The 23,325-nt window shown below is 68.5% G+C and carries 24 protein-coding genes and 1 tRNA gene; 9 read left to right on the forward strand and 16 right to left on the reverse strand.

The features are described from left to right. Positions 1–108 precede the first annotated feature (108 nt). Both IFU30_RS10700 and IFU30_RS10705 read right to left on the reverse strand, forming a co-directional pair. The gene (locus IFU30_RS10700; protein ID WP_192005152.1) at positions 109–480 is read right to left on the reverse strand and encodes a bacitracin resistance protein; all 372 of its coding nucleotides are present in this window, start codon (positions 478–480) and stop codon (positions 109–111) included. Between the two features lie 5 nt (positions 481–485). Continuing rightward, entirely contained in the window at positions 486–1,034 is a 549-nt protein-coding gene (locus tag IFU30_RS10705; RefSeq protein ID WP_192005481.1) for a hypothetical protein, read from the reverse strand. Positions 1,035–1,105: 71 nt separating this feature from the next. Between IFU30_RS10705 and IFU30_RS20400 the strand changes: the two genes are divergently transcribed. Next, entirely contained in the window at positions 1,106–1,492 is a 387-nt protein-coding gene (locus IFU30_RS20400) for a DoxX family protein (RefSeq protein ID WP_236555406.1), read from the forward strand. Positions 1,493–1,537: 45 nt separating this feature from the next. Here the strand turns inward: IFU30_RS20400 and IFU30_RS10715 are convergent, their stop codons facing one another. The 6 genes from IFU30_RS10715 to IFU30_RS10740 all read right to left on the reverse strand — a co-directional run bounded on the left by IFU30_RS10715 (position 1,538) and on the right by IFU30_RS10740 (position 7,495). Then, a complete protein-coding gene (locus tag IFU30_RS10715) occupies positions 1,538–2,293 on the reverse strand; it encodes a copper homeostasis protein CutC (protein WP_192005153.1) in 756 nt (251 codons plus the stop codon). Positions 2,294–2,346: 53 nt separating this feature from the next. Then, positions 2,347–3,258 (reverse strand): carbohydrate ABC transporter permease, encoded by a 912-nt coding sequence (locus IFU30_RS10720; RefSeq protein ID WP_079705611.1) that lies wholly within the window; start codon positions 3,256–3,258, stop codon positions 2,347–2,349. Beyond that, positions 3,255–4,259: a carbohydrate ABC transporter permease gene (locus tag IFU30_RS10725; protein ID WP_079705610.1), complete on the reverse strand. Its 1,005-nt coding sequence runs from the start codon at positions 4,257–4,259 to the stop codon at positions 3,255–3,257. Before IFU30_RS10725 ends, IFU30_RS10720 begins: the two co-directional genes overlap by 4 nt. After that, the gene (gene ngcE, locus IFU30_RS10730) at positions 4,256–5,662 is read right to left on the reverse strand and encodes an N-acetylglucosamine/diacetylchitobiose ABC transporter substrate-binding protein (protein WP_079705609.1); all 1,407 of its coding nucleotides are present in this window, start codon (positions 5,660–5,662) and stop codon (positions 4,256–4,258) included. The genes IFU30_RS10725 and ngcE overlap by 4 nt, the downstream gene beginning before the upstream one ends. Before the next feature lie 95 nt (positions 5,663–5,757). Next, positions 5,758–6,537, reverse strand: a complete 780-nt coding sequence (locus tag IFU30_RS10735; RefSeq protein ID WP_192005154.1) for a sugar isomerase domain-containing protein — start codon at positions 6,535–6,537, stop codon at positions 5,758–5,760. A 10-nt stretch (positions 6,538–6,547) separates the two neighbouring features. Continuing rightward, positions 6,548–7,495, reverse strand: coding sequence for a MurR/RpiR family transcriptional regulator (locus tag IFU30_RS10740; protein ID WP_137241910.1), 948 nt, complete (start codon positions 7,493–7,495; stop codon positions 6,548–6,550). A gap of 93 nt (positions 7,496–7,588) precedes the next feature. Here IFU30_RS10740 and IFU30_RS10745 point away from each other — a divergent pair, with 93 nt between their 5' ends. From IFU30_RS10745 to IFU30_RS10755, 3 genes are all read left to right on the forward strand, one after another. Next, on the forward strand, positions 7,589–8,614 hold the full coding sequence (locus IFU30_RS10745) for an N-acetylglucosamine kinase (protein WP_192005155.1): 1,026 nt from the start codon (positions 7,589–7,591) through the stop codon (positions 8,612–8,614). A gap of 7 nt (positions 8,615–8,621) precedes the next feature. Further along, entirely contained in the window at positions 8,622–9,620 is a 999-nt protein-coding gene (locus IFU30_RS10750) for a Gfo/Idh/MocA family protein (protein ID WP_192005156.1), read from the forward strand. Between the two features lie 124 nt (positions 9,621–9,744). Then, positions 9,745–11,067, forward strand: coding sequence for an alpha-L-fucosidase (locus IFU30_RS10755; protein ID WP_236555404.1), 1,323 nt, complete (start codon positions 9,745–9,747; stop codon positions 11,065–11,067). Positions 11,068–11,154: 87 nt separating this feature from the next. On the opposite strand, the gene ilvC is transcribed toward IFU30_RS10755, so the two are convergent. Genes ilvC through otsA form a run of 6 tightly spaced genes read right to left on the reverse strand, consistent with a single transcriptional unit; the run spans position 11,155 to position 18,689 of the window. Beyond that, positions 11,155–12,183 carry a ketol-acid reductoisomerase gene (gene ilvC / locus IFU30_RS10760; RefSeq protein WP_064296249.1) on the reverse strand — a complete coding sequence of 343 codons (1,029 nt, stop codon included), beginning with the start codon at positions 12,181–12,183 and terminating at the stop codon, positions 11,155–11,157. Between the two features lie 48 nt (positions 12,184–12,231). Next, on the reverse strand, positions 12,232–12,741 hold the full coding sequence (gene ilvN / locus IFU30_RS10765) for an acetolactate synthase small subunit (RefSeq protein ID WP_064296248.1): 510 nt from the start codon (positions 12,739–12,741) through the stop codon (positions 12,232–12,234). Between the two features lie 2 nt (positions 12,742–12,743). Beyond that, positions 12,744–14,549 (reverse strand): acetolactate synthase large subunit, encoded by a 1,806-nt coding sequence (locus tag IFU30_RS10770; protein ID WP_085510581.1) that lies wholly within the window; start codon positions 14,547–14,549, stop codon positions 12,744–12,746. Between the two features lie 42 nt (positions 14,550–14,591). Further along, a complete protein-coding gene (gene ilvD / locus IFU30_RS10775; protein ID WP_064296246.1) occupies positions 14,592–16,286 on the reverse strand; it encodes a dihydroxy-acid dehydratase in 1,695 nt (564 codons plus the stop codon). Position 16,287: 1 nt separating this feature from the next. Then, entirely contained in the window at positions 16,288–17,109 is an 822-nt protein-coding gene (otsB, locus tag IFU30_RS10780) for a trehalose-phosphatase (protein ID WP_192005157.1), read from the reverse strand. Then, positions 17,106–18,689, reverse strand: a complete 1,584-nt coding sequence (otsA, locus tag IFU30_RS10785; RefSeq protein WP_192005158.1) for an alpha,alpha-trehalose-phosphate synthase (UDP-forming) — start codon at positions 18,687–18,689, stop codon at positions 17,106–17,108. Before otsA ends, otsB begins: the two co-directional genes overlap by 4 nt. Positions 18,690–18,746: 57 nt before the next feature. Here otsA and IFU30_RS10790 point away from each other — a divergent pair, with 57 nt between their 5' ends. From IFU30_RS10790 to IFU30_RS10800, 3 genes are all read left to right on the forward strand, one after another. Next, positions 18,747–19,580 (forward strand): sugar phosphate isomerase/epimerase family protein, encoded by an 834-nt coding sequence (locus IFU30_RS10790; RefSeq protein ID WP_249404752.1) that lies wholly within the window; start codon positions 18,747–18,749, stop codon positions 19,578–19,580. Positions 19,581–19,584: 4 nt separating this feature from the next. Then, positions 19,585–19,773, forward strand: coding sequence for a hypothetical protein (locus IFU30_RS10795; RefSeq protein ID WP_079705603.1), 189 nt, complete (start codon positions 19,585–19,587; stop codon positions 19,771–19,773). A 148-nt stretch (positions 19,774–19,921) separates the two neighbouring features. After that, positions 19,922–20,491, forward strand: coding sequence for a hypothetical protein (locus IFU30_RS10800; RefSeq protein WP_192005160.1), 570 nt, complete (start codon positions 19,922–19,924; stop codon positions 20,489–20,491). Positions 20,492–20,874: 383 nt separating this feature from the next. Here IFU30_RS10800 and IFU30_RS10805 read toward each other — a convergent pair. Continuing rightward, positions 20,875–20,950: transfer RNA gene (locus IFU30_RS10805), tRNA-Lys, on the reverse strand. Between the two features lie 147 nt (positions 20,951–21,097). Between IFU30_RS10805 and IFU30_RS10810 the strand changes: the two genes are divergently transcribed. Beyond that, a complete protein-coding gene (locus IFU30_RS10810; protein ID WP_085510578.1) occupies positions 21,098–21,901 on the forward strand; it encodes an inositol monophosphatase family protein in 804 nt (267 codons plus the stop codon). A 63-nt stretch (positions 21,902–21,964) separates the two neighbouring features. Further along, positions 21,965–22,948, forward strand: coding sequence for a DNA topoisomerase IB (locus IFU30_RS10815; protein WP_192005161.1), 984 nt, complete (start codon positions 21,965–21,967; stop codon positions 22,946–22,948). Here the strand turns inward: IFU30_RS10815 and IFU30_RS10820 are convergent. Continuing rightward, positions 22,945–23,313 (reverse strand): DUF7882 family protein, encoded by a 369-nt coding sequence (locus IFU30_RS10820; protein WP_192005162.1) that lies wholly within the window; start codon positions 23,311–23,313, stop codon positions 22,945–22,947. The genes IFU30_RS10815 and IFU30_RS10820 overlap by 4 nt on opposite strands. Between the last annotated feature and the right edge of the window lie 12 nt (positions 23,314–23,325).

Below are 23,325 nucleotides of genomic sequence, written 5' to 3' on the forward strand. Positions count from 1 at the left end.
TTCCTTCGCAGTAGCAGTGGGGTGGGCAGCGCGTCGGTGTCCGGCGGCCATCGCAAGCCTATCGGAGGCGCACCGGGCGGTTCGTCGTGTGACGATGCGGCGGCCGGGTCAGACGGAGAGGTCGATCAGCTGCTGCGCGCCGAACATCGCGAGGACCGACAGCGAGATCGCCGCGACGACGCACAGAGCGACGAGGTAGCGCACGGCCTGCTCGCCGAGCGACCGCTCGCGACCGGTCCAGAAGGCGATCGCGAAGGCCATGACCGGCAGGAGCAGGCCGCCGATGAGGACGACCCAGCCGAGCGGCAGGACCGGCACGGCGAGGCCGCTCGCCGTCCCGACGATGCCGACGAGGTTGCCGACGGCTTCGAAGACGTCATAGGCGAAGAACAGGCCGAACAGGACGGCGATGGACCAGCTGAGCCAGCCGGGTCGCTCGACGGCGGGTTTCGACACGGGGTCCGCGGTGATGGAGGGCATCAGGGTCACACTCCTCGGAGGAACGGCCAGGGCAGGATGAGCACGACACCGAGCAGGAGCATCGCGATCCTGACGACGGGTCTGCCGCCACGGGTCAACCAGAGCGTCGCGGCCATCCACACGGGTCCTGCGGCGACCGCGAGTCCCTGTCCGAGATCGAACATGAACCGGCCGACCGCATCGCTCGGGACGGCCGCGTCAGGACGGAACGCCGAGATCAGCCAACCGACGCTGTACAGCAGGAAGACCCCACCGAAGATGCCGAGGGTGACCAGCATGACCGAACTCATCTGCTCGCGCTCTCCGGCGGCAGCCTCGTCCGTGACCCGGTCGGTCGACTTCGCGACGTCGACCTCGACAGGAGGGGCGACCGGTTCCGCACCTGGACCGGCCGACTCCGCGGCCGGCTGGACCGCCGCGGTCGCCCGACCACGCGTGATCGGCTCCGGCGATGCGGGCTCGAACGTGGTCCGGTCGCCGGAAGCCGAGGCGTCGAGCGTCGGATCGTCGTCGCCCGCCCAGCTCAGCGCGTCTTCGTCCCGCGGCTCAGTCATACCGCCAGCCTATCGCCGCCGGGCCGACCACCGAGTGCGGCGATCCGGACGCGACGGAGCAGAATTGCCTGGTGAACCCGTTCCCGCTCCTGCAGTCCGCCCTGACCGTCGTCCTCGCGATCATGTTCATCGGCATGGGAGTCCTCCACTTCCTCCCGGGACCGGCGAGGACCATGGCCGCGATGATCCCGGGACCCCTGCGGGGCAGCACCATCACACCGCGGATGCTCGTCGCCATCACCGGTGTGTGCGAGATCGCGGGCGGCGTCGGCCTGCTCGTCCCACCCACCAGGCTCGCCGCAGTGGTCTGCCTGATCGTGTTCCTCGTCGCGGTGTTCCCGGCGAACGCCGCGGCCGCGCGGCAGCCCGAGCGGTTCGGCCGCCTCGCCGTGCCGTTCGTCCCACGGCTCATCGGTCAGCTCGTGCTGATCCTCGCCCTCGTCATCGTGGCGATCTGATCGCTCGACGGGACCTGTCGACGATCCCGTCAGTGCCGACGGATCTCAGACGGCGACGGCAGCGCGCCTGGCCGCGGCCACCGCGCGAGCGACGGTCGTCGCGTCCGTGATGTCGTAGCTCGGCGACCCTCCGCCGGGGCCGGTCTCCGTGACCCGGCCGGCACGACGACGGGCGGAGAGGTGCACCGCGTCGACACCCGCCCGCGCGAGGGCGGGGATCGCATCGATCGTGACGCCGCCACCGGCCATGATCTGCATCGAGCTGTCGCCCCTCGAGGCCATCTGCGCGAGCTTCTCCGCGCCGTCGATGCTCGCCCGCGCGCCGCCGGACGTCAGCAGACGGTCCACACCGGCGTCGCGCAGCTGGTCGGCGGACCGGACGGGGTCGGTCGTCGCGTCGACGGCCCGGTGGAACGTCACCGCGAGCGAGCCCGCAGCCTGACGCAGCTGCGCCAGCGCCTCCAGATCGATCGTGCGATCGGACCGGAGGGCGCCGACGACGATGCCCGCAGCACCCGCGGCCTCGAGCGCGAGGATGTCGCCGGACATGACGTCGATCTCCGCGGGCGAGTAGACGAAACCGCCCTCTCGCGGACGCACGAGGACGTGCACGAAGTCGTTGAGCCCGGCTTCGTCCGCAGCGCGGACCGCCGCCATGACCAGTCCGATGGAGGGGGTGAGCCCACCGGTGCCGAGGGCCTGGCACAGCTCGACCCGCTGGGCTCCCTCGTGGATGGCGATGCGGACCCCCTCCACGTCCTGGACGGCGATCTCGACGGCGATTGGCGACTGGAGGCTCATTGGACCCATTGTTCCAGTGATCCGCTCGAGCCGAGGACGCGCACGCCGCTGCGCTACTTGTCCGTGCCCTGCGACACCGAACCCTGCAGCTGGCGCTGGAAGATCAGGTACACGATGAGCACGGGGACCACGGTGATCACGGACGCCGCGAAGAGCGCACCGAAGTCCACCGAGTACCCGGCCTGGGCGGCGAAGGACGCCATCCCCTGCGTCAGCACGTAGTTCTGCGGGTTCGAGTTGAGCGCCACCGGCAGGAGGAACTGGTTCCACAGCCCCACGAAGTTGAGGATCGCGACGGTCGCGAGCCCCGGCCTCGCCATGGGCAGCATCACCTGGAAGAAGGTCCGCCACTCCCCTGCTCCATCGATCGCGGCCGCCTCCGCGATGGAGACCGGCAGCGACTTGAAGAACGAGAACAGGAAGAACACCGTGAACGGGAAGGCGAACGCCGCGTACGTGAGGATGAGTCCCGGGAGCGAGTTGAGCAACCCGAGGCTTTGCAGCACGAAGAACAACGGCACGATCGCGAGGAACACGGGGAACGTGAGGCCGGCGAGCATCAGGTAGTAGATGGCCCGGCTCCCGAAGAAGCGGAACCGCGCCAGCACGTACGCACACATCGAGCCGAACAGCATGGTCACGATCAGGGCGCCGAACACCACCACGATCGAGTTCAGGAAGAAGCTGCCGATACCGGCCGTCGTCCACGCGTTCACGTAGTTGTCGAAGTTCCACTTCGACGGCAGCGAGAACGGCGAGGCGAAGATCTCGGAGCTCGTCTTGAACGACGACATGACCGTCCAGAGCAGCGGGACGACGACCACGATCGACCAGATGATGAGCACCGTGTGCGATGCCGTCCCGACGACGCGGTCGCCCGTGGTCGGCTTGCGGCTGGCCGGTGTGCGCGTGCCGGTTCCGACGACCGCCGGGTTCGCGGTCGTCGCCGTGGTCTGGACGGTCATTCCGCCACCCCTTCATCGTTGCCGCCGGTGAGTCGGCTGACCAGGAAGACGACGCCCGCGAACATCAGGGTGACGAGCGCGAGCACGACCCCCATCGCGCAGGCGTAGCCGAACTGGCCCTTGGTGAACGCCGTCGTGAACAGTTGCTGCGACATCACGAGCGTCGTGTTGGACGGGCCGCCGCCGGGATTCAACGCGGCCATGTACACGAACGCGTCGAGGGCGAGGATGCCCATGTAGATGTACGCCGTCTGGATGTTGTCGCGGATCAGCGGGATCGTGATCGTGAGCGCGGTCCGCAGGCGGCCCGCGCCGTCGATCCGTGCCGCCTCGTACACTTCGGCCGGCACGCCCTTGATCGCCGCGATGAAGAGCACCGTGTAGAACCCGATGAGTCCCCAGACGATGACGAACATGGTCGCGATCATCGCCGTGTCCGGCGAACCGAGCCAGGCGAAGGAGGTGAACTGGTCGAGCCCGATGCCGGTCAGGAAGCCGTTCAGCAGCCCGGACGACGGGTCGTAGATCTGCTTCCAGATGAGGCCGATGACGATGGCCGGCACGACGTACGGGAAGAAGGTGATCACCCGGTACACGCTCGAGTTGCGGAGGCCGCGGATCGGACCGTTGCTCGGCCCGCCGATCGTGATGAGGGAGGCGAAGAGGAATGCGATCCCGAGGGTCACGAGCGGCAGGACGATCGCGAGCGCGACGCTGTTGCCCATGGACTGGAGGAAGGTCTGGTCCTGGAAGAGCTTCGTGTAGTTCGAGAACCCGACGAAGTCCATGCCCGGGGAGAACCCGGACCAGTTCGTCAACGAGTAGTACGCCGCTTGCGCGAACGGTGAGACCACGAAGACGACGTACCCCACCACCGGCACGATCAGGAAGACCAGGAAGAACGAGACCCGGTCGAACGTGAAGTCCCGGCGGCGCAACCGCCGGGCGGCGGGAGGGGTAGCCCCTCCCACCTTCCCGATCGGCGTGCCGACCGCCGTCATTTGACGGTGACCTTGTCCACGGAGTCGTCGTTGCGGACCTTGTCGGAGATGTCCTGCATGCCCTTGGTGAGCGTGGCGACGTCGGAACCACCCTGCAGGAACGTGTTCCAGAGGACGAGGAGGTCCGTGTTGAGTCCGTACAGGTCGATGAAGCTCCACGAGAACACGTCGGTGCCCGCGTCGTTCAACATCTTCACCTGGGACACGAGCGCCGTCGAGCCGAAGCCGTCCTCGGGGATCGTGTCCTTGACGATCGTCGACGAGAAGGTCGTCTTGGCGAAGTTCACCGCGGCGTCGTTCGACAGCATGGCCCGCAGGAACTCCTTGCCACCGCCGACGTTCTTGCCCTGCGACGGGACGATGAACCCTTCACCGGCGGTGCTGTGCAGCGCCGAGTACGGCAGGGCTGAGTCGGCGGAGACCGTCGGCTCGGGCGCGCCGGTCATCTTGAATCCGTCCTTCGTCTGGGTCTTCATCTCGTTCTCGATCCAGCCACCCGAGGGGTAGAGGATGAAGTCCTCCGAGTTGCTCCACTGCGCCTGCGCAGCGGTGAACTGCGTTCCGGCGCCACCGGGCTTGACGTAGCCGGCGTCGATGATCGCCTTGAGACCCTTGAGCACGTCCTGGACGGCCGGCTTCGACCAGCAGTCCGCCTCGAGGTTCTCGAGCGCCAGACGGACCTCGTCGCCGCCCTCCTTGATCGCGGACGCGATCGCCATCGTCAGGTAGTAGGTGGCCGCCTCGGTGCCCCAACCGAACAGGTACTTGCCCTGCGCCTTGGCCTTCGCACCGAGATCGAGTGCCTCGGCCCAGGTCTTCGGGGGCGTCCAGCCGTTCGCCTCGAAGAGCGCTGCCGAGTACCAGACCGCGTAGACCGTCAGCACGTAGTTCAGCTGCACGAACTTGCCGTCGAAGGTGCCCGGCTCGACGACACCCGGGTAGAGGGTGTCCTTGATGACCTTGCCCTCGTAGTTCTTCGCCTCGATGACGTCCGTCAGGTCGGCGAGCTGCTCGCGGATCGTGTTGATGCCGATGAGGCCGGCGCCGCTGTTGTCGATGACGTCCGGCGGGTTGCCGGCGACGAACCGCGGCTGGAGGGTCTGCGCGATGTTCGTCGCGGCCGTGACCTTGACGGTCGAGCCTGCCTGCTGCTTCTCGACGAGCTTCCCGGCGAACTCGGTGTACTCGATGCCGTACCCGCCCTTGAAGATGACGGCGTCGACCGTCGAGTTGGCGGCCATGCCGAACGGGTTGTCGGCCGAGACCGGTCCGCCGGTGGTGGTCGCCCCGCCTCCGCCGCCGACACAGGACGCGAGCGTCCCGCCCAGCGGGAGGAGGATCGCGGTCGCGAGTGCTCCTCGCAGGAAATCGCGGCGTTGGAGCGTTGCTGGCTGCTTGTCCATCGGTCTACCTTCCAGTGATTCGAGTGTTGCCCGGGTGTGGTGCTGTCGGGGTGGTGTTGTCGGGTGTGTGGTGCGGGAGTTGCGACGCCTCGGGTTCAGGCGTCACGTCTGATCCGGCCCCGGTAGCGGTCCTCGAGCACACTGTTGTGCTCGTCGCCGCCCGGGATGTTGGCCGAGATGTAGAGCGGTGGGGTCTCGCCGGTCGCCGCGATCCTCGCCGCGACGCCGATGGTGAGGAGCTGCGCGAGGTAGGCCGCCGTGATCGAGGACACCGCGCCGACCGGGACGCCGTCCTTGACCTCGATGGTCGCGTCGCCGAACGGAGCACGGTTGTCGAGCACCACGTCGGCCACCTCGGAGAGCCGCAGCCCGCTCGGGTGCTTCGGCTCGACGCGCGAGGTGTGCTCCAGCGAGGTCACGGCGATGACGGGGTGGCCGTGCTCCTTGGCGATCAGGGCGAGTCCCACGATCGACCCGTTGACGCCGGAGTTCGACGCGATGATGAACACGTCGCCCTCCCCCACCGGTGAGATCGCGAAGAGCTCCGCCGCGACGTCGCCGCTGCGCTCCAGCGCGGCACCACCGAGGTCGTCGACGGACCGTTCGCCGCGGAGGACGACGTCCCGCAGGGCGATCTTGTTCGTCGGGATCAGTCCACCGGCCCGGCCGGCGATCTCCATCGCGAACGCCTCCGAGTGGCCGGTGCCGAACGCCTGGATGACCGCTCCGCGCTCGAGGGCCGCGACCAGCAGGTCGATCGCGGGGTCGAGTTCGCCGGACCGTGCCGCCTGGGTGATGTCCGCGAGGCGCGAGGTGACCTCGTCGGTGTAGCGATCGACGTGATCGGTCCAGGTCGTGGTGGATGTGGTGCTCATTCGGTTCCTCTCAGACGCCCACGGGCGAGGCGGTCTCGGACAGGGCTCCGGCCTTGGTCGGTCGGCGGTGCGGGGCGACCGCGAGGGCGGAGGCCGCGAGGCGCTTGGTCGTGCGCTCGAAGTTCTGCTGCGCGACGAACAGGTACAACAGATCCAGGACGAACAGCTGACCGTGCTTGGCGGAGAGGTCGTCGGGCTGCAGGAATCGTTCGTGGGCCGAGGTGATGATGGCCAGCGTCGACGCGGCGACGAGCGGGGAGTCCGGGTTGTTGCTGATCGCCACGGTGAGCGCGCCCGCGCGACCCGCCTGGCGGAGCATCTGGATGGTCTCCTCGGTGCGCCCGGTGTTGCTGATCCCCAGAGCGACCGAGTCCGGGCCCTGGATCGCCGCGCTCGTGAGGCCCGCGTGGACCTCCGACCAGGCGTGCGTGCTGATGCCGATCCGGTACAGCCTGGCCTGCATCTCGTCGGCGAGCATCGCGCTGCCGCCGACACCGTAGATGTCGACGTTCCGGGCGCTCGCGATGGCTGCGGCGATCTCGAGCATGACCTCGAGGTCGATCACGTCGGCGGTCTCCCGCAGCGTCCGGGTGTGCGCGTTGAGCAGCGTGCTCAGGACGTCCGGAGCCGAGTCGTCGGGGCCGAACGCCCGGCCGATGTCGGTCTGCCAGGAGTCGCGTGCGGTGCTGCGACCGAAGTCCTTGGCGAGGTCGACCCGGAACGGCGCGTAGCCGGTGTACCCGATGATCCGGCAGAAGCGGGTGATGGTCGCCGCTGAGACGCCCGAATCGGCTGCGAGCTCACCGATCGTGAGGGTGAGGGGCGCGTCTGGGTTCTCCAACAGGTAGTCCGCGATACGCAGCATGACCCCGGACATCTCCGGCATCCGCGACCGAATCCGGTTGGTCACGCCGGTGGCGTGCTCGACCGGTGGGTCGGTGCGGATGGAAACAGTCATGGAAATTCCTTTTCTCCTTCGTTGGAGTGACGCGAAACTGATTCTTACAGTACGTTGTGGCCCACGGCAACATGTTTCGAGATGATGACGATGATGAAAACAACTCTGGCGGTCGACGCCGGCGGCACCTCGTCCCGCGCGGTGCTCGTGGACGCCTCAGGACGTCGCCTCGGTTCCGGGCGCGCGGGCGGCGGGAATCCGACGTCGTCCGGTCTGGACAGCGCTGCCACGCAGATCGCGCTCGCGGCTCGTGCCGCACTCGACCAGGCCAGGACGACGTCGTCCATACCGCCCCTCCCGTCCGGGTCGCTCGTGGTGATCACGCAGGCGGGGCAGGTGTCCGACGCCTACCGCCGCGCCTTGGACGCACACCTCGTACCGCTCGGACTCGGACCGGTCGTCATCGAACCGGATCTGCTCGGCATGTACGGCTCCGGCTCGGCGTCGCCGGACGGCGTCGTGCTCGTCGCGGGGACCGGGAGCGTCGCGGGACGGATCAGGGACCGTCTCGTCGTCCGGGAGGTCGGTGGTGCCGGCTGGCTCCTCGGCGATGGCGGCTCCGGATTCTGGATCGCCCGGCGCGTGATCCGCGCGGTCGCCGCCGACCTCGACGGCATCGGCCCCCGCACGGGCCTCACCCCGCTGCTCTCCCGGGCGGTCGGGTTCACTCCGGACCCGTCCTCATCCGGTGACGCGGACCACCGCCGGTCCCCGGTACTCGACACACTCATCCGCTCGGTGAACGACGGTCCCCCCATCGCCATCGCCCGCCTGGCGCCGCTCGCCTTCCAAGCCGCGGACGACGACGTCGCGCGGTCCATCCTCGACGCTGCCGTCGACCGCCTGGCGGTCCTCGTGGAACGGGTGCTGGCTCCGGATTCGGACCACAGGGAGAGCACGCTCGTCGTCGGCGGCAGCGTGCTCGTCGACGGACTCCTCCCGTCCGTCCCCTCGGCCGCGGACCGCCTGTCATCGGCTGCCGCCGGGGCCCGACTCGTCCCGGTCGCCGACGGCCTCGTCGGAGCCGCCGCCCTGGGCATCAGGATGCTGGGCGGGGACGTCGACGACGCGACCCTCAGCCGCCTGCGCGAGGACCTGGCTGCTGGAGAGAAGCGGTGACGCGGTGATGGCGGACCGGATCGCCGTCATCGGCACCGGTGCCATGGGACTGGCGCACGTCCGCGCGCTCGCCGGACTCCGTGCAGCCGACCGGATCACTTACCTGTGCTCGGCCCGGTCGCCGAGAGCCATGCCGGAGGCACCGGCCGCACGACTCACCACCTCGGTCGACGAGGTGCTCCTGGATGCCTCCGTGGGGATCGTCGTCATCTGCACGCCGACCGACACCCATCGGGATCTCGCCGTCAGGGCGCTCCGTGCCGGCAAGCACGTCCTGCTGGAGAAACCGATCGCCCTGACGCTCGCCGACGCCCACGCGATCCTGCAGGCCGCCGACGAGTCCGGCCGGACGTTCATGGTCGCGCACGTCGTCAGGTTCTTCGGCGGGTACGAGGCGGTCGACGACGCGGTGCGGGCCGGGGCTGTCGGCACACCCCTCGCCGTCACGGCCGAACGGCTGAGCTCCCCTGCCGCCCCGTCACCGTGGTGGCAGGACGAGCGACGCTCCGGCGGCCCCCTCGTCGACTTCGCGATCCACGACTTCGACCAGCTGAACCAGCTCCTCGGTCAGCCGCGATCCGTGTCAGCACGACGCACCGGCACCGGTCGCCCGATCGAGACGACGGTCGACTACGCCGACGGCGGGATCGGGCGCGTCCTCACCTCCATGGAGCTCCCGCCCGCCTTCGGATTCAGCTCGGCCATCGAGGTGCTCGGCAGCACCGGGCTCATCGCCCACCGATTCGTCGGTGCGTCCCCGACCCACGCACCGCCGCTCTCGGTCGACGCGCTGGGATCGGCCGCCGCGCACGGCTCCTACGACCTCGACGAGACCGATCCCTACCGACGACAGATGGCCTCCTTCCTCGACTGCGTGAAGCGAGACGTCCAACCGTTCCGAGTGACCGGCCGGAGTGCCCTCGCGGCCCTGACGGTCGCGTTGGCGGCGAAGGCATCGCTGGACACCGGCGTGCCCGTGCAGGTCTTCGAACCCCACGACGCCTGAATCGTCGACGCGCAGGAGGTCCGACGTCCTGACCACGCCGGCCCACCGGACAGCAGACATCCGACCTTTCGTGTTAGCCTGCCCCCGCACCGCCGTGAACCCACTCGACGATCGAAGGGCCGCCGTGACCGAGACCACCATCCCCCGACCCGACACCGCCTGGTTCGACGAGGCGAGATTCGGATTGTTCCTGCACTGGGGCCTCTACGCCCTCCCGGCACGCCATGAGTGGGTGCAGACGCGGGAACACCTCTCGGCCGAACACTACGAGCGCTACCGCGAGCACTTCGACCCCGACCGGTTCGACCCCCGCGCCTGGGCCAGGCAGGCCAAGGCGGCCGGCTTCCGGTACGCGGTGCTCACGACGAAGCACCACGACGGCTTCTGCCTGTGGGATTCGGCACTCACCGACTTCACGTCCATGCACACGCCCGCCGGCCGTGACCTCGTGGCGGAGTTCGTGGAGGCCTTCCGCGCCGAGGGGCTCCGGATCGGCTTCTACCACTCGCTCATCGACTGGCATCACCCCGACTTCACGGTCGACGGCATCCACCCGCGACGCGACGACCCCGAGGCGCTCGCAGCGAACGCCGACCGTGACTGGTCCCGCTACCGGGACTACCTGCACGGCCAGGTGCGCGAGCTGCTCACCGGCTACGGCCCGATCGACTACCTCTTCTTCGACTTCAGCTACTCGCAGGGCATCGAAGGTCTGCCGGGGAAGGGCGCCGCCGACTGGGGCTCCGAGGAACTCGTCGAGATGATCCGCGGGCTGCAGCCGGAGATCCTCATCAACGACCGCCTCGAACTCCCGGGCGACGTCACCACCCCCGAGCAGTACCAGCCCGTGGTGACACCGGTCGGTCCCGACGGCGACCCCCTCCGGTGGGAGGCCTGCCAGACCCTGAACGGCAGCTGGGGGTACGACCGCGACAACCTCGACTACAAGTCGCCGGAGCTGCTCCTGCGGATGCTGATCGATTCGGTCTCGAAGAACGGCAACATGCTGCTGAACATCGGACCGACCGCGCGCGGGACGATCGATCCTCGCGCGATCGAACGACTCGACGTCCTCGCCGACTGGTTCGCGCTCCACGAGCGGGCGATCCGAGGATGCGGCCCGTCGGAGTTCAGCAGTCCGACCGACGTCCGATACACGCAACGCGGCGACCGGCTGTACGTACACGTCTTCGCCTGGCCGTTCGTGCACCTGCACCTGCCCGGTCTCGGCGGCCGGGTGCGCTACGCGCAGCTGTTGTCGGACGGCTCCGAGGTGCCGTTCCAGGTGCATCGCCCGGAGCACGATCTGCCGAACCAGCACACCCAACCGAAGGGACTCGGTCCCGACACGGTGACCCTGCACCTGCCGATCGGTGAACCCGACACCCCGATCCCGGTCATCGAGATCTTCCTCGAGCCCGGCACGACCGGAGCAGCGACGGCCTGAGGCTCCCGCAGACGACGGAACGCCCGCCCCGACGGATCGGGGCGGGCATTCTGGCTCGGTGCCGCTGAGCGGCTGGACGAGCGGAGACTAGCGGGCGACGCTGCCGTCGACGTAGTCGTCGTCGTTCGAGGCGTTCCACGCGAAGAGCTTGCGCAGCTCGCGACCGGTGGCCTCGATCGGGTGGTCCTCGCCCTTCTTGCGCAGCTCGAGGAACTCGGGCGCGCCGGCGTCCTGGTCGTCGATGAAGCGCTTGGCGAAGGTGCCGTCCTGGATGTCCTTGAGGACCGCCTGCATGTTGGTCTTGACGCTCGGGTCGATGACGCGCGGGCCGGAGACGTAGTCGCCGTACTCAGCCGTGTCGGAGACGCTCCAACGCTGCTTGGCGATGCCACCCTCCCAGATGAGGTCGACGATGAGCTTCAGCTCGTGGAGCACCTCGAAGTAGGCGATCTGCGGCTGGTACCCGGCCTCGGTCAGGGTCTCGAAGCCGTACTGGATCAGCTGCGAGACGCCACCGCACAGGACGGCCTGCTCGCCGAAGAGGTCGGTCTCGGTCTCCTCGGTGAAGGTGGTCTTGATGCCACCGGCACGGAGGCCACCGATCGCCTTGGCGTAGGACCAGGCGAGCGCCCAGGCGCCACCGGTCTCGTCCTTCTCGACGGCGACGATGACGGGGACGCCGCGGCCGGCCTCGTACTCGCGACGGACGGTGTGGCCCGGGCCCTTCGGGGCGACCATGAAGATGTCGACGCCCTCAGGAGCCTCGATGTAGCCGAAGCGGATGTTGAAGCCGTGGCCGAAGACGAGCGCCTTGCCCGGAGCGAGCTGGTCCTTGATGGACTCGGCGAAGATCGTGCGCTGGTGCTGGTCCGGAGCGAGGATGACGATGACGTCGGCCCATGCGGAGGCGTCGGCGACGTTCTTGACGGTGAAGCCCTGCTCCTCGGCCTTGGCGATCGACTTCGAGCCATCCTTCAGGCCGACGACGACCTCGACACCGGAGTCGCGGAGGTTGAGCGCGTGTGCGTGGCCCTGCGAGCCGTAGCCGATAACGGCAACCTTCTTGCCCTGGATGAGCGACAGGTCTGCGTCCTGGTCGTAGAAAATCTCAGTCACTGGTGGTTCTCTCCTTGGTTGTGGTTTCGCAATATGCCGCAGATGCGACTAGTTCTTGAAGACGCGTTCGGTGATGGACTTCGAGCCGCGCCCGATGGCGAGGAGACCCGATTGGGCGATCTCCTTGATGCCGTAGGGCTCGAGCACCTTGAGGAGCGCGGTCGTCTTCCCGGAGTCGCCCGTGACCTCGATCACGAGGGCGTCCGTCGCCACGTCGACGACGCGGGCCCGGAACAGGTTGACGGCTTCCAGCACCTGGGAACGGGTGGAGTTGTCGACGCGGACCTTGATGAGCAGGTGCTCACGCTGGACGGACTGCGCCGGATCCAGCTCGACGATCTTGATGACGTTGATGAGCTTGTTCAGCTGCTTCGTCACCTGCTCGAGCGGAAGCTCCTCGACGTCGACGACGACCGTGATCCGGGACAGACCCTCGATCTCGCTGTGGCCGACCGCGAGACTCTCGATGTTGAAGCCCCGGCGGGCGAACAACCCGGCGACGCGGGTCAGCAGACCGGGCTTGTCCTCGACGAGGAGGCTCAGGACGTGGCTGCTCATGCTCAGGCCTCCTCATCGAACGACGGACTGTGGTCCTTGGCGTACTGGACGTAGCTGTTGCTGACGCCCTGCGGCACCATCGGCCACACCATCGCGTCGGCACTCACGACGAAGTCGATGACGACCGGACGGTCGTTCGTCTCCAGGGCGAGCTTGATGGCGGCGTCGACCTCCTCCTCCTTCGTCACGCGGATCGCGAGGCAACCGTAGGCCTCGGCCAGCTTGACGAAGTCGGGGATCCGGATGGTGTCGTGCCCGGTGTTCAGGTCGGTGTTCGAGTAGCGACCGTCGTAGAAGAGCGTCTGCCACTGGCGGACCATGCCCAGCGAGGAGTTGTTGATGATCGCGACCTTGATCGGGATGTTGTTGATCGTGCAGGTCGCGAGTTCCTGGTTGGTCATCTGGAAGCAGCCGTCGCCGTCGATCGCCCACACGTGGCGATCGGGCTGGGCCACCTTGGCGCCCATGGCCGCGGGGACCGAGTAGCCCATGGTCCCGGCACCGCCGGAGTTCAGCCAGGAGTTCGGACGCTCGTACTTGATGAACTGCGCCGCCCACATCTGGTGCTGGCCGACGCCCGACGCGAAGACGCCCTCCGGACCGGTGATCTCGCCGATGCGGGAGATCACGTGCTGTGGCGAGAGCAGACCGTCGGTCGGCTCGGCGTAGCCCAGCGGGAACTCCTCGCGGAGACCGTCGAGGTAGGACCACCACTCGGCGATGTCGGGGGTGACCTCGCGGGCGGCTGCCTCGAACGCCGACTGGAGGTCGACGATGACGTCCTTCGCGTCGCCCACGATGGGGACGTCCGCGATGCGGATCTTCGAGATCTCGGCCGGGTCGACGTCCACGTGGACGACCTTGGCGTTCGGCGCGAAGAGCGAGGCCTTGCCGGTCACGCGGTCGTCGAATCGGGCACCGAGCGACACGAGCAGGTCGGCCTCCTGCAGCGCGAGCACTGCCGGGACGGTGCCGTGCATGCCGGGCATGCCGAGGTGCTGCGTGTGCGAGTCGGGGAACGCCCCGCGAGCCATGAGCGTCGTCACGACCGGAGCCCCGGTCGCCTCGGCCAGCGCGAGCAGTTCCTCGGAGGCCTTGGAACGGATCACGCCGCCACCGACGTACAGCACCGGCTTCTTGGCGTTGACGAGCAGCTGCGCAGCGGCCTGGATCTGCTTGCCGTGCGCCTTCGTCACCGGACGGTAGCCGGGCAGGTCGACCTTCGGCGGCCAGATGAACGGCGCTTCAGCCTGCTGGGCGTCCTTCGTGATGTCGACCAGCACCGGTCCGGGACGGCCGGTACCCGCGATCTCGTAGGCCGCGGCGATGGCCGCCGGGACCTCCTCCGGGGTCTTGACGAGGAAGGAGTGCTTCGTGATCGGCATGGTGATGCCGACGATGTCCGCCTCCTGGAACGCGTCCGTGCCCATGAGGGTCGAGAACACCTGACCGGTGATCGCGACCATCGGCACCGAGTCCATGTAGGCGTCGGCGATCGCGGTGACGAGGTTCGTCGCGCCGGGGCCGGACGTCGCGATGCACACGCCGATCCCGCCACCGGCGGCGGCGTATCCTTCGGCCGCGTGGCCGGCGCCCTGCTCGTGTCGGACCAGGATGTGACGGAGCTTCGTCGAGTCCATCAGCGGGTCGTAGGTCGGCAGGATCGCTCCGCCGGGCAGACCGAAGATGTCGGTGACCCCGAGGAGCTCGAGCGATCGGACGATCGCCTGGGCTCCCGTCAGGATCTCCGGTGCGGCCGGGGCCGCAGGTGTTCTGGGATGAGGCACGGGTTGGGATTCCGTGGGCATGATGATTCCTTCAGCGATGAGATGCACGAACGAGATGCTCGGTTATCCCGTGATCGCGCCCTCCGCTGCGGAGTGCACGAGACGAGAGTACTTTGCGAGAACGCCACGGGTATAGCGCGGGGGAAGAGGCGCCCAGCCGTCGCGGCGGGCTTCCAGCTCTGCTTCGTCGACGAGTAGGTCGAGCGAGCGGCCAGCGATATCGACCCGTATCAGATCACCATCGCGCACGAAGGCGATTGGACCTGCGTCCACCGCTTCGGGTGCTATGTGGCCGATGCACAGTCCGGTTGTGCCGCCTGAGAATCGACCGTCCGTCAACAGTAGTACATCCTTGCCGAGTCCGGCGCCCTTGATGGCGGCCGTGATCGCGAGCATCTCGCGCATCCCCGGCCCACCCTTCGGGCCCTCGTAGCGGATGATGACGACGTCGCCCTTGTTGATCTTGCCCTCGGTGAGCGCGTCCATGGCTCCGCGTTCACGTTCGAAGACCCGCGCGGGTCCTTCGAAGACCTCGGCGTCGAATCCGGCCGTCTTCACGACGGCGCCCTCGGGCGCGAACGACCCCTTGAGGATCGTGATGCCGCCGGTCGCGTGGATCGGGTTGTCGAGCGTGCGGATGACCGTGCCGTCGATCGGGTCGGGGTTGATGTCGGCGAGGTTCTCGGCGACCGTCTTGCCGGTGACCGTGAGGCAGTCGCCGTGCAGCAGACCGGCGTCGAGCAGCGCCTTCATGACGACGGGGACGCCGCCGTGACGGTCGACGTCGTTCATGACGTACTGGCCGAACGGTTTCAGGTCGCCGATGTGCGGCACCTTGTCGCCGATGCGGTTGAAGTCGTCGAGTGTGAGGTCGACCTCGGCCTCGCGGGCGATCGCGAGCAGGTGCAGGACCACGTTCGTCGATCCGCCGAATGCCATCGCGACGGCGATGGCGTTCTCGAACGCCTCCTTCGTCAGGATGTCGCGCGCGGTGATGCCGAGTCGGAGCATGTTGACCACGGCCTCGCCCGAGCGGTGCGCGAAGTAGTCGCGACGGCGGTCGGCCGAGGGGGGCGATGCCGAACCCGGGAGGCTCATGCCGAGCGCCTCGGCGACCGACGCCATCGTGTTGGCCGTGTACATCCCGCCGCAGGCGCCCTCGCCCGGGGCGATGGCGCACTCGATGCGCTTCAGGTCCTCTTCACTCATGTTGCCGGCCTTGCAGGCCCCGACCGCCTCGAAGGAGTCGATGATCGTGACCTCCTTCTCGGTGCCGTCGGAGAGCTTGACCCAACCCGGCGCGATCGATCCGGCGTAGAGGAAGACCGAGGAGAGGTCGAGCCGCGCGGCGGCCATGAGCATGCCCGGCAGCGACTTGTCGCAGCCGGCGAGCAGGACCGTGCCGTCGAGGCGTTCGGCCATGACCACGGTCTCGACGCTGTCGGCGATGACCTCGCGCGAGACGAGCGAGAAGTGCATTCCCTCGTGGCCCATGGAGATGCCGTCGGAGACGGAGATGGTGCCGAACTGCAGCGGGTATCCCCCACCCGAGTGCACGCCCTCCTTGGCCCCCTGGGCGAGGCGGTCGAGCGAGAGGTTGCAGGGCGTGATCTCGTTCCACGAGCTCGCGATGCCGATCTGGGGCTTGTCCCAGTCCTCGTCGCCCATGCCGACGGCGCGGAGCATGCCGCGCGAAGTGGTCGCCTCGATCCCGTCGGTGACGGCACGACTGCGTGGTTTGATGTCGATCTCTGGCATTTTAAGAGTCTACGGCTTCCTTGTTACTTCGATATTCCGCGAGCATGCCGAGGACGCGCGCGATCTCGGAGGGTCCTTCGACCCTGAAGTCGGCGGCGGTCACGCCGGTGCCGCTCTTCACCCCGAGGTCGCCGGGGCCGAGTGCGCCGAACGCGTCCTCGTCCGTGACGTCGTCGCCCGCGTAGAACACGGCATCTGCTTTGGTGTACCGCCGGAGGTGTTCGACGGCTTCGCCCTTGGTCGCGCTCCTGAGCGAGAACTCGAGGACGTTCTTGCCCTCTCGAACCGTCAGGGCGCCGAACTCGTCCTTGGTGTGGGCGAGTGCTTCGAGGTGGGCGATCCTGGAGTCTTCTTCACTGGCGAGCCTCGTGTGCAGGGCGAACCCTGCCGGCTTCCGCTCGATCCAGACATTATCGTAACCCTCCGCGACGTCCTGGAGGATCCGTTGGAGGGTCTCCCGCTGTTCGCGTTCCTCGTCGTCGAGGGCGAGGGCGTCGTCGGGGGTGTCGAGACGGATCTCGACGCCGTGCGAGCCGGCGAACAGGGCGTGGTCGGGCAGCTCGGCCACCGCCACGAGACTGTCGATCGCGCGCCCGGACACGAGTGCGACGCGCGTCCCGGGCAGGTCCATCAGCGCCAACACTGCCTTGCGGGCCGCGGGCAGCGCCCGCGCCTGGTCCGGGTCGTCGACCTCGGGGGCCAGCGTGCCGTCGAAGTCCAGGGCCACCAGGAGCTTCGGGACGTCGGCCAGGCGGCGGAGTTCCGCACGCAGTCCGAGGGGAAGCCCCCCGAGGGTGTCGGTGGGCTCGTCGGTGGTGCTCATGACTGGGTGGTGCTCCCCTGCTCGATGGTCGGTGACTGGTCACGCACACGCTGCAACTCGTCGAGGAAGGACGCCGACCACCGCGCGACGTCGTACTCCATGACGCGCTTGCGCAGCGCCCGCATGCGACGACCACGCTCGGCCTTCGTCATGTGCACGGCCTGGAGGATCGCCGACTTCATCCCCTCGATGTCGTGCGGGTTGATCTTGAGGGCCTGCTTCAGCTCGTCGGACGCGCCGGCGAACTCGCTCAGCACGAGGACGCCGTCGTTGTCGTAGCGAGCGGCGACGTACTCCTTCGCGACGAGGTTCATGCCGTCGCGCAGGGCTGTGACGAGCATGACGTCGGCGGCGAGGTAGAGGGCAGCCATCTCCTCGCGGGGGTACCCGTGGTGCAGGTACTGGATCGCGGTGTGGCCGATGGTGCCGAAGTCGCCGTTGATCCGGCCGACCGTCTGCTCGATGTCGTCGCGGAGCTGACGGTACGTCTCGACGCGTTCGCGGCTGGGGCTGGCGACCTGGACGAGCGTGACGTCCTCGACCGCGAGCTTGCCCTGTGCGAGGAGCTCTCCGAAGGCCTTGAGTCGGTGCCCGATGCCCTTCGTGTAGTCGAGGCGGTCGACGCCGAGCATGATCGTCTCCGGGTTGCCGAGCTCCTCGCGGATCTGCTTGGCACGGGCGATGATGTCGGGGCGTTGCGCGAGGGCCTGGTACCCCTTGCTGTCGATCGAGATCGGGAAGTGCCGGGCGATCACCGTGCGGTACGGGGCGCCGCGCTTCGAGGCGACCGGTGCCGCGTCCGTCGTGACCGACACGAGTGCCGCATCGAGCGGGACCTGGATCGCGGCTCCCTTCGTCTCGTACCCGAACAGGCGGCGGACCGCCCGGGAGAAGTTACCCGCGTCCGCGACGCGCTGGAAGCCGATGACGTCGGCGCCGAGCAGTCCCTCGATGATCTGGCGTCGCCATGGGAGCTGCGAGTAGATGCCGTAGGCCGGGAACGGGATGTGGTTGAAGAAGCCGATCGTGAGATCGGGTCGCAGCTCACGCAGGATCTTCGGCACGAGCTGCAGCTGGTAGTCCTGCACCCAGACGGTCCCGCCGTCGGACGCGGCCGCTGCGGCCGCCTCCGCGAACCGTCGGTTCACGGCGACGTAGGAGTCCCACCACTCGCGGTGGTAGCTCGGCGGAGCGATGACGTCGTGGTAGAGCGGCCAGATGGTGTCGTTCGAGAAACCCTCGTAGTAGCGGGCGATCTCGTCCTCGGACAGCGGGACCGGGATGATCCACATGTCGTCGTTGTCGAACGGCTCGATCTCGAGGTCGGCGGAGCCGGCCCATCCGATCCAGGCGCCGTCGGCACCGCGCATGACGGGTTCGAGGGCGGTCACGAGTCCACCGGGCGAGGTCCGCCAGCTCTCGGCGCCGTCTGCATCGACGACGCGGTCGACCGGCAGCCGGTTGGATACCACGATGAAGTCGAAGGTCGACGCTGATCCGCCGTCAGGCGCGGAATATCTGGTGATGATGGCCCTCCCGGGGTACTCGGGTTCGCTGTTCAGGCTAGCAGCGTTCCGCATGGCGAAACCGCGTGTTCAGACGGCGAGCATATGCTTGCGCTGATGATCCGCCATGGCATGAGCACCTCCTGCGTCTACCCGCTGGGAACCCGGCGCGCGTTCGAATTGGCCGCCGAAGCCGGCTACGACGGCGTCGAGGTGATGGTGACCCAGGACCGCCTCACGCAGGACGCCGACGCCCTCCGCGCCCTCGCCGCCGAGACCGGGCTCGACATCCTCTCGATCCACGCGCCGGTCCTGACCCGGACCGCGTTCGTCTGGGGCCGCGACCATCGGGAGAAGCTCCGCCGCTCGGCCGAGCTCGCCGCCGCCGTCGGCGCGTCGACCGTCGTCGTCCACCCGCCGTTCCGCTGGCAGCGGCGCTACGCGCACGCCTTCGTCGACCTCGTCGCCGAGCTGAGCGAGACGCACGGACTCGAGCTGGCCGTCGAGAACATGGCGTGCTTCCAGAGCCGCGGGCTCCGGGTGCAGCCGTTCGCCTTCGGCTACGACCCGGCCCCGCTCGCCTGCGCCGCCCTGACGCTCGACTTCTCCCATGCGGCCCTCGCGGGTGAGGACTCGCTCGAGATCGCGACCCGCTACGGCGGCCGCCTCCGCCACGTGCACCTGTGCGACGGGACCGCACCGTCGCCGCGGGGTGCCTTCCTCGACGAGCACCTCCTCCCGGGCGACGGTGAGCAGCCGGTCGCCGAGGTCCTCGAGCTGCTGCGCGCGGCGGACTGGTCGGGAAGCATCGTCGCGGAGGTGCACCTGCCCGCGACCGGCGGCGACGCGCTCCGCCTCAGCCAGCTGCGCGCCTCACTGGCCTTCGCGAAGCGTGCATTCGCTAGCACAGGCGAGAACCCGAAGGAAAGCCCGGATGCGGGGGGCCTCCCCTACCGGCTAGCGTGAAGTCATGCGCAAATTCCTCTTCAACGGCAGCATGATCTCCACGGTCTTCGGCGGGATCTCCGCTCTCCAGGCGACCCGACAAGGACCGCGGGACTGGAAGCTCGCCCTCCTCTGGGTGAGCTGGGGCATCTCGCTCGCCCTCGCGATCAGCTCGGTGCTCGACGACAGCAAGCAGGCCGAGATCGGCCGCTGAGGTCGCGCCGACCGCGCTACCACGACCGACCGGAGAACCCGAGAATTGGGGCGCTCACCCGCGTGTCTCCGCATCGTTCCGCGCCTCGTGATCGACAATGAAGGCAGTCCAGCCTCACGGATGATCCGCTTTCGATGAAGGGCCCGCCATGTTCGGTCGCCGACGCCACGCAGCACCAGTCTCCGCATCGAAGCTGACCGAGAAGCAGCTGTTCGACCTCGTCCACGCTCGACTGGCCAGCGAACTCGGCGCCAACGGCGCCTGGGTGCTGTCGCGCCGCACCCCGAGCTCCGGCGACGAGATCTTCCACGAGGTGTATGCCCAGCAGCTCGCTCACGAGATCGCGACGGACATCGACCTCGAGCAGGCAGCGGTGACGGTTCGTGCCGAGGCAGCTCCGGCACGTGGATGGCGCCTCTGGTCGCGCGGCCAGGAGGAATCCGCGGTCGACGCCGCCGACGAGGTCGAGGCCGTCGAGGTCATCGAGCCGACCGTCGCCGAGAAGCCTGCCGCCATCACCGAGACGATCGACGCGCCGTCCGAGGCGCAGGCCGGTGACGACCACCCCGAGGCGGCGGCAGACGACACCGAGCCGACGCTCGTCGAGCGAACCCTCCTCGAGCCGCAGCACTACCCCATCACCGTCTGGGCCGAACCCGAGTTCATCGACGCGAGCCTCGTCAACCCGGTGCCGGCCCGCCGCAGCTCGGTCGCCTGACCGGCAACGCACCTCGAGAACGGCCGTCCACTCCGGTGAGCGGCCGTTTCGTCGTACCGGGCCACTGAGCGGGCATGACGCCTCATCGAACCCGAATCGATGAGGCGCCATGGCGCTGGTGGGCAGGAATGCCCGACCGTCGCTCTGCTCCGCACGGTGGGGTGACCACGCGGAGGCTTTCATCGGCAACGACGGGACCCGATCCCGCCATGCTGCCGACCCTTCCAGGGTCTCATGCCAGAGCCCCACTCCGTCCCGATGACGCGAATCGGACGGGAGCTGTCGCGAAACACTCATGAAGCGTTTCGTCGGGCCGCAGGCGCGAACGCGAACCGAGCCGAAACGCAGAACGGCCCCGTCCGAAGACGAGGCCGTTGCTGGTGTGGTGCACCCCCCCGGACTTGAACCGGGAACCCACTGATTAAGAGTCAGTTGCTCTGCCAATTGAGCTAGAGGTGCGTGGTTTCGGAGTGTTCCGAACCGAGATATGACACTAGCACCCAACTGGCCCGGGTGCGAAATCGAGCCGGTCGGCGTGTCGCGAAGGCACGTCGCCGACCCCTCGAGCGTCGTTCGATCAGGCCCGCGCGACCCTATCCTGGAGAGGTGACCGAACCCGTGACCGTCTCCCCCGCCGACCTCGATCTCGCGCTCCGACTCGCCGACGCGGCCGACCGCATCGCGATGGACCGCTTCGAGGCTCGCGACCTCGAAGTCTCCACCAAGCCGGACCGATCGCACGTCACGGACGCCGACCTCGCCGTCGAACGCGCCATCCGCGGCATCCTCGAGACCGAGCGTCCGGACGACGGCGTGTTCGGCGAGGAGTACGGCGCGCAGGGCCCGACGGATCGACAGTGGATCATCGACCCGATCGACGGGACGGCGAACTTCCTCCGCGGTGTCTCGAACTGGGCGACGCTCATCTCCCTCGCCGTCGACGGCGTTCCGGTCGTCGGCGTCGTGAGCGCACCCGCCATGCACGCCCGCTGGTGGGGTGCCATCGGACACGGCGCGTGGGGCGTCCGGTTCGGCGAGACCACCCCACGCCGACTGTCCGTCTCGGGGGTCTCCGACCTCGCCGACGCGTCCTTCAGCTTCCAGAGCATCGCGCAGTGGGCCTCGGTCGGACGGATCCCCCAGCTGCTGGCCCTGTGCGGCTCGCTGTGGCGCGATCGTGCCATCGGTGACATGTGGCCCTACATGCTGCTCGCCGAAGGCTCGATCGACGCCGTGGCCGAATTCGGCGTGCAGGAGTACGACCTGGGCGCCCACGTGCCGATCGTCCTCGAGGCGGGCGGTCGCTTCACGGACATCGACGGCATCGAGACCATCTCCACGCGGAGCTCCCTCGCGACGAACGGGCGCCTGCACGACGCCTTCCTCGCCGAGCTGCCACCCGTCGGCTGACACGAGCGCACGGCACCGCGCAAGCCCGCCGAGCGGGATCCGGCCGCGTCGTACGCTGGGCGGATGGTACGACTGAGGCGCAGCGACGTGAACGGACAGGGCATCCGACGGGTTCGATCCGGGCGCGGCTTCAGCTATCGGTTGCCGGACGGTTCGCTCCTCGACGATCAGGAGATCCGGGCACGGATCGACGGCCTGGTGGTCCCTCCCGCGTGGAACGAGGTCTGGATCACCCCGTACGCGAACGGGCACATCCAGGCGACCGGGATCGACGCGGCCGGGCGACGACAGTACCTCTATCACCCGTCCTGGCGCGAGCGTCAGGACCGGAGCAAGTTCGACCGCGCCCTGGCCCTCGCCGAGGCCCTCCCGGCCGCGCGAGGTCGGGTCACCCGGGACCTCCGGCTCGAGGGGTTCCCGCTTGCACGGGTGTCGGCCGGCGCGTTCCGCATGCTCGACACCGGCTCCCTGCGCGTGGGCGGCGAGCAGTACGCGGAGGCCAACGGCAGTCACGGCCTGTCGACCCTCGAGGGTGCGCACGCTCGCGTGAGCGGCGACACCGTCGCGCTGAAGTTCCCGGCGAAGAGCGGACAGCCTTGGGAGTCCGACATCGTCGACGCCGACCTGGCCTCGCTCATCCGCTCCCTGAAGCGCCGTGGACCGCACGCCCGCCTCCTGGCCTGGAAGGACGGGAACCGCTGGCGTCACCTCCAGGCGAGCCAGATCAACGACTACGTCCGGGCGCAGACGAACGGCGAGTTCACCGCGAAGGACTTCCGGACGCTGCACGGCACCGTCGCGGCCGCGGAGAGCCTGGCGAAGGCCGGACCCGTGCAGAGTAAGACGGCACGCTCGAAGGTCCTCGCACAGGCCATGCGCGACGCCGCAGCGGTCCTCGGCAACACCCCGGCGATCGCGAAGTCCAGCTACGTCGACCCGCGGGTCGTCGATCGCTATACGCACGGCGAGACGATCCCTCCGGACGGTCGCGGCTCACCGGAGACAGCGCTGCGCGTCCTGCTCGTGGGGACGGACGACCCGTCCTAGCCGTGATCCTGGTCGTGAGACTCGGTGCCCGCGTCGCGCGGCGCTCCGTTCCCCGCGAGGTACCCCTCGACATCGGACTCCGGGATGAGCTGCAGCCCTCGCGGGGTGTGGGATGAATCCGAGAGGACCTCGAGCCACGCACGGTTGAGTTCCGGCGGGCGGCTCCCGAAGAAGCGGAACTGCAGCGGGATACTCGGGGACAACCACAGCGAGCGTCGTCCGGAACCGTGCTCGGAATCGTTCGCCCAGCTGAGGAAGAAGCTCTCCTGGCGGCGCAGCTTCGCCCCGATGACGGCCTTCAGGTGCGCGAGCGCGCGGTCTTCGATCTCGTACTCGTCGCCGGACCCGTAGATGAGCATTCCCATGGGGACATTCTG

The organism is Plantibacter sp. CFBP 8798, from assembly GCF_014841195.1.
GTDB lineage: Bacteria > Actinomycetota > Actinomycetes > Actinomycetales > Microbacteriaceae > Plantibacter > Plantibacter auratus.

Coding starts and splice junctions, on each gene's coding strand:
- IFU30_RS10700 (WP_192005152.1), bottom strand. CDS start 480: ATGCCCTCCATCACCGCGGACCCCGTGTCGAAACCCGCCGTCGAGCGA.
- IFU30_RS10705 (WP_192005481.1), bottom strand. CDS start 1,034: ATGACTGAGCCGCGGGACGAAGACGCGCTGAGCTGGGCGGGCGACGAC.
- IFU30_RS10715 (WP_192005153.1), bottom strand. CDS start 2,293: ATGAGCCTCCAGTCGCCAATCGCCGTCGAGATCGCCGTCCAGGACGTG.
- IFU30_RS10720 (WP_079705611.1), bottom strand. CDS start 3,258: ATGACCGTCCAGACCACGGCGACGACCGCGAACCCGGCGGTCGTCGGA.
- IFU30_RS10725 (WP_079705610.1), bottom strand. CDS start 4,259: ATGACGGCGGTCGGCACGCCGATCGGGAAGGTGGGAGGGGCTACCCCT.
- ngcE (WP_079705609.1), bottom strand. CDS start 5,662: ATGGACAAGCAGCCAGCAACGCTCCAACGCCGCGATTTCCTGCGAGGA.
- IFU30_RS10735 (WP_192005154.1), bottom strand. CDS start 6,537: ATGAGCACCACATCCACCACGACCTGGACCGATCACGTCGATCGCTAC.
- IFU30_RS10740 (WP_137241910.1), bottom strand. CDS start 7,495: ATGACTGTTTCCATCCGCACCGACCCACCGGTCGAGCACGCCACCGGC.
- IFU30_RS10745 (WP_192005155.1), top strand. CDS start 7,589: ATGAAAACAACTCTGGCGGTCGACGCCGGCGGCACCTCGTCCCGCGCG.
- IFU30_RS10750 (WP_192005156.1), top strand. CDS start 8,622: ATGGCGGACCGGATCGCCGTCATCGGCACCGGTGCCATGGGACTGGCG.
- ilvN (WP_064296248.1), bottom strand. CDS start 12,741: ATGAGCAGCCACGTCCTGAGCCTCCTCGTCGAGGACAAGCCCGGTCTG.
- IFU30_RS10770 (WP_085510581.1), bottom strand. CDS start 14,549: ATGCCCACGGAATCCCAACCCGTGCCTCATCCCAGAACACCTGCGGCC.
- ilvD (WP_064296246.1), bottom strand. CDS start 16,286: ATGCCAGAGATCGACATCAAACCACGCAGTCGTGCCGTCACCGACGGG.
- otsB (WP_192005157.1), bottom strand. CDS start 17,109: ATGAGCACCACCGACGAGCCCACCGACACCCTCGGGGGGCTTCCCCTC.
- otsA (WP_192005158.1), bottom strand. CDS start 18,689: ATGCGGAACGCTGCTAGCCTGAACAGCGAACCCGAGTACCCCGGGAGG.
- IFU30_RS10790 (WP_249404752.1), top strand. CDS start 18,747: ATGAGCACCTCCTGCGTCTACCCGCTGGGAACCCGGCGCGCGTTCGAA.
- IFU30_RS10795 (WP_079705603.1), top strand. CDS start 19,585: ATGCGCAAATTCCTCTTCAACGGCAGCATGATCTCCACGGTCTTCGGC.
- IFU30_RS10800 (WP_192005160.1), top strand. CDS start 19,922: ATGTTCGGTCGCCGACGCCACGCAGCACCAGTCTCCGCATCGAAGCTG.
- IFU30_RS10815 (WP_192005161.1), top strand. CDS start 21,965: ATGGTACGACTGAGGCGCAGCGACGTGAACGGACAGGGCATCCGACGG.
- IFU30_RS10820 (WP_192005162.1), bottom strand. CDS start 23,313: ATGGGAATGCTCATCTACGGGTCCGGCGACGAGTACGAGATCGAAGAC.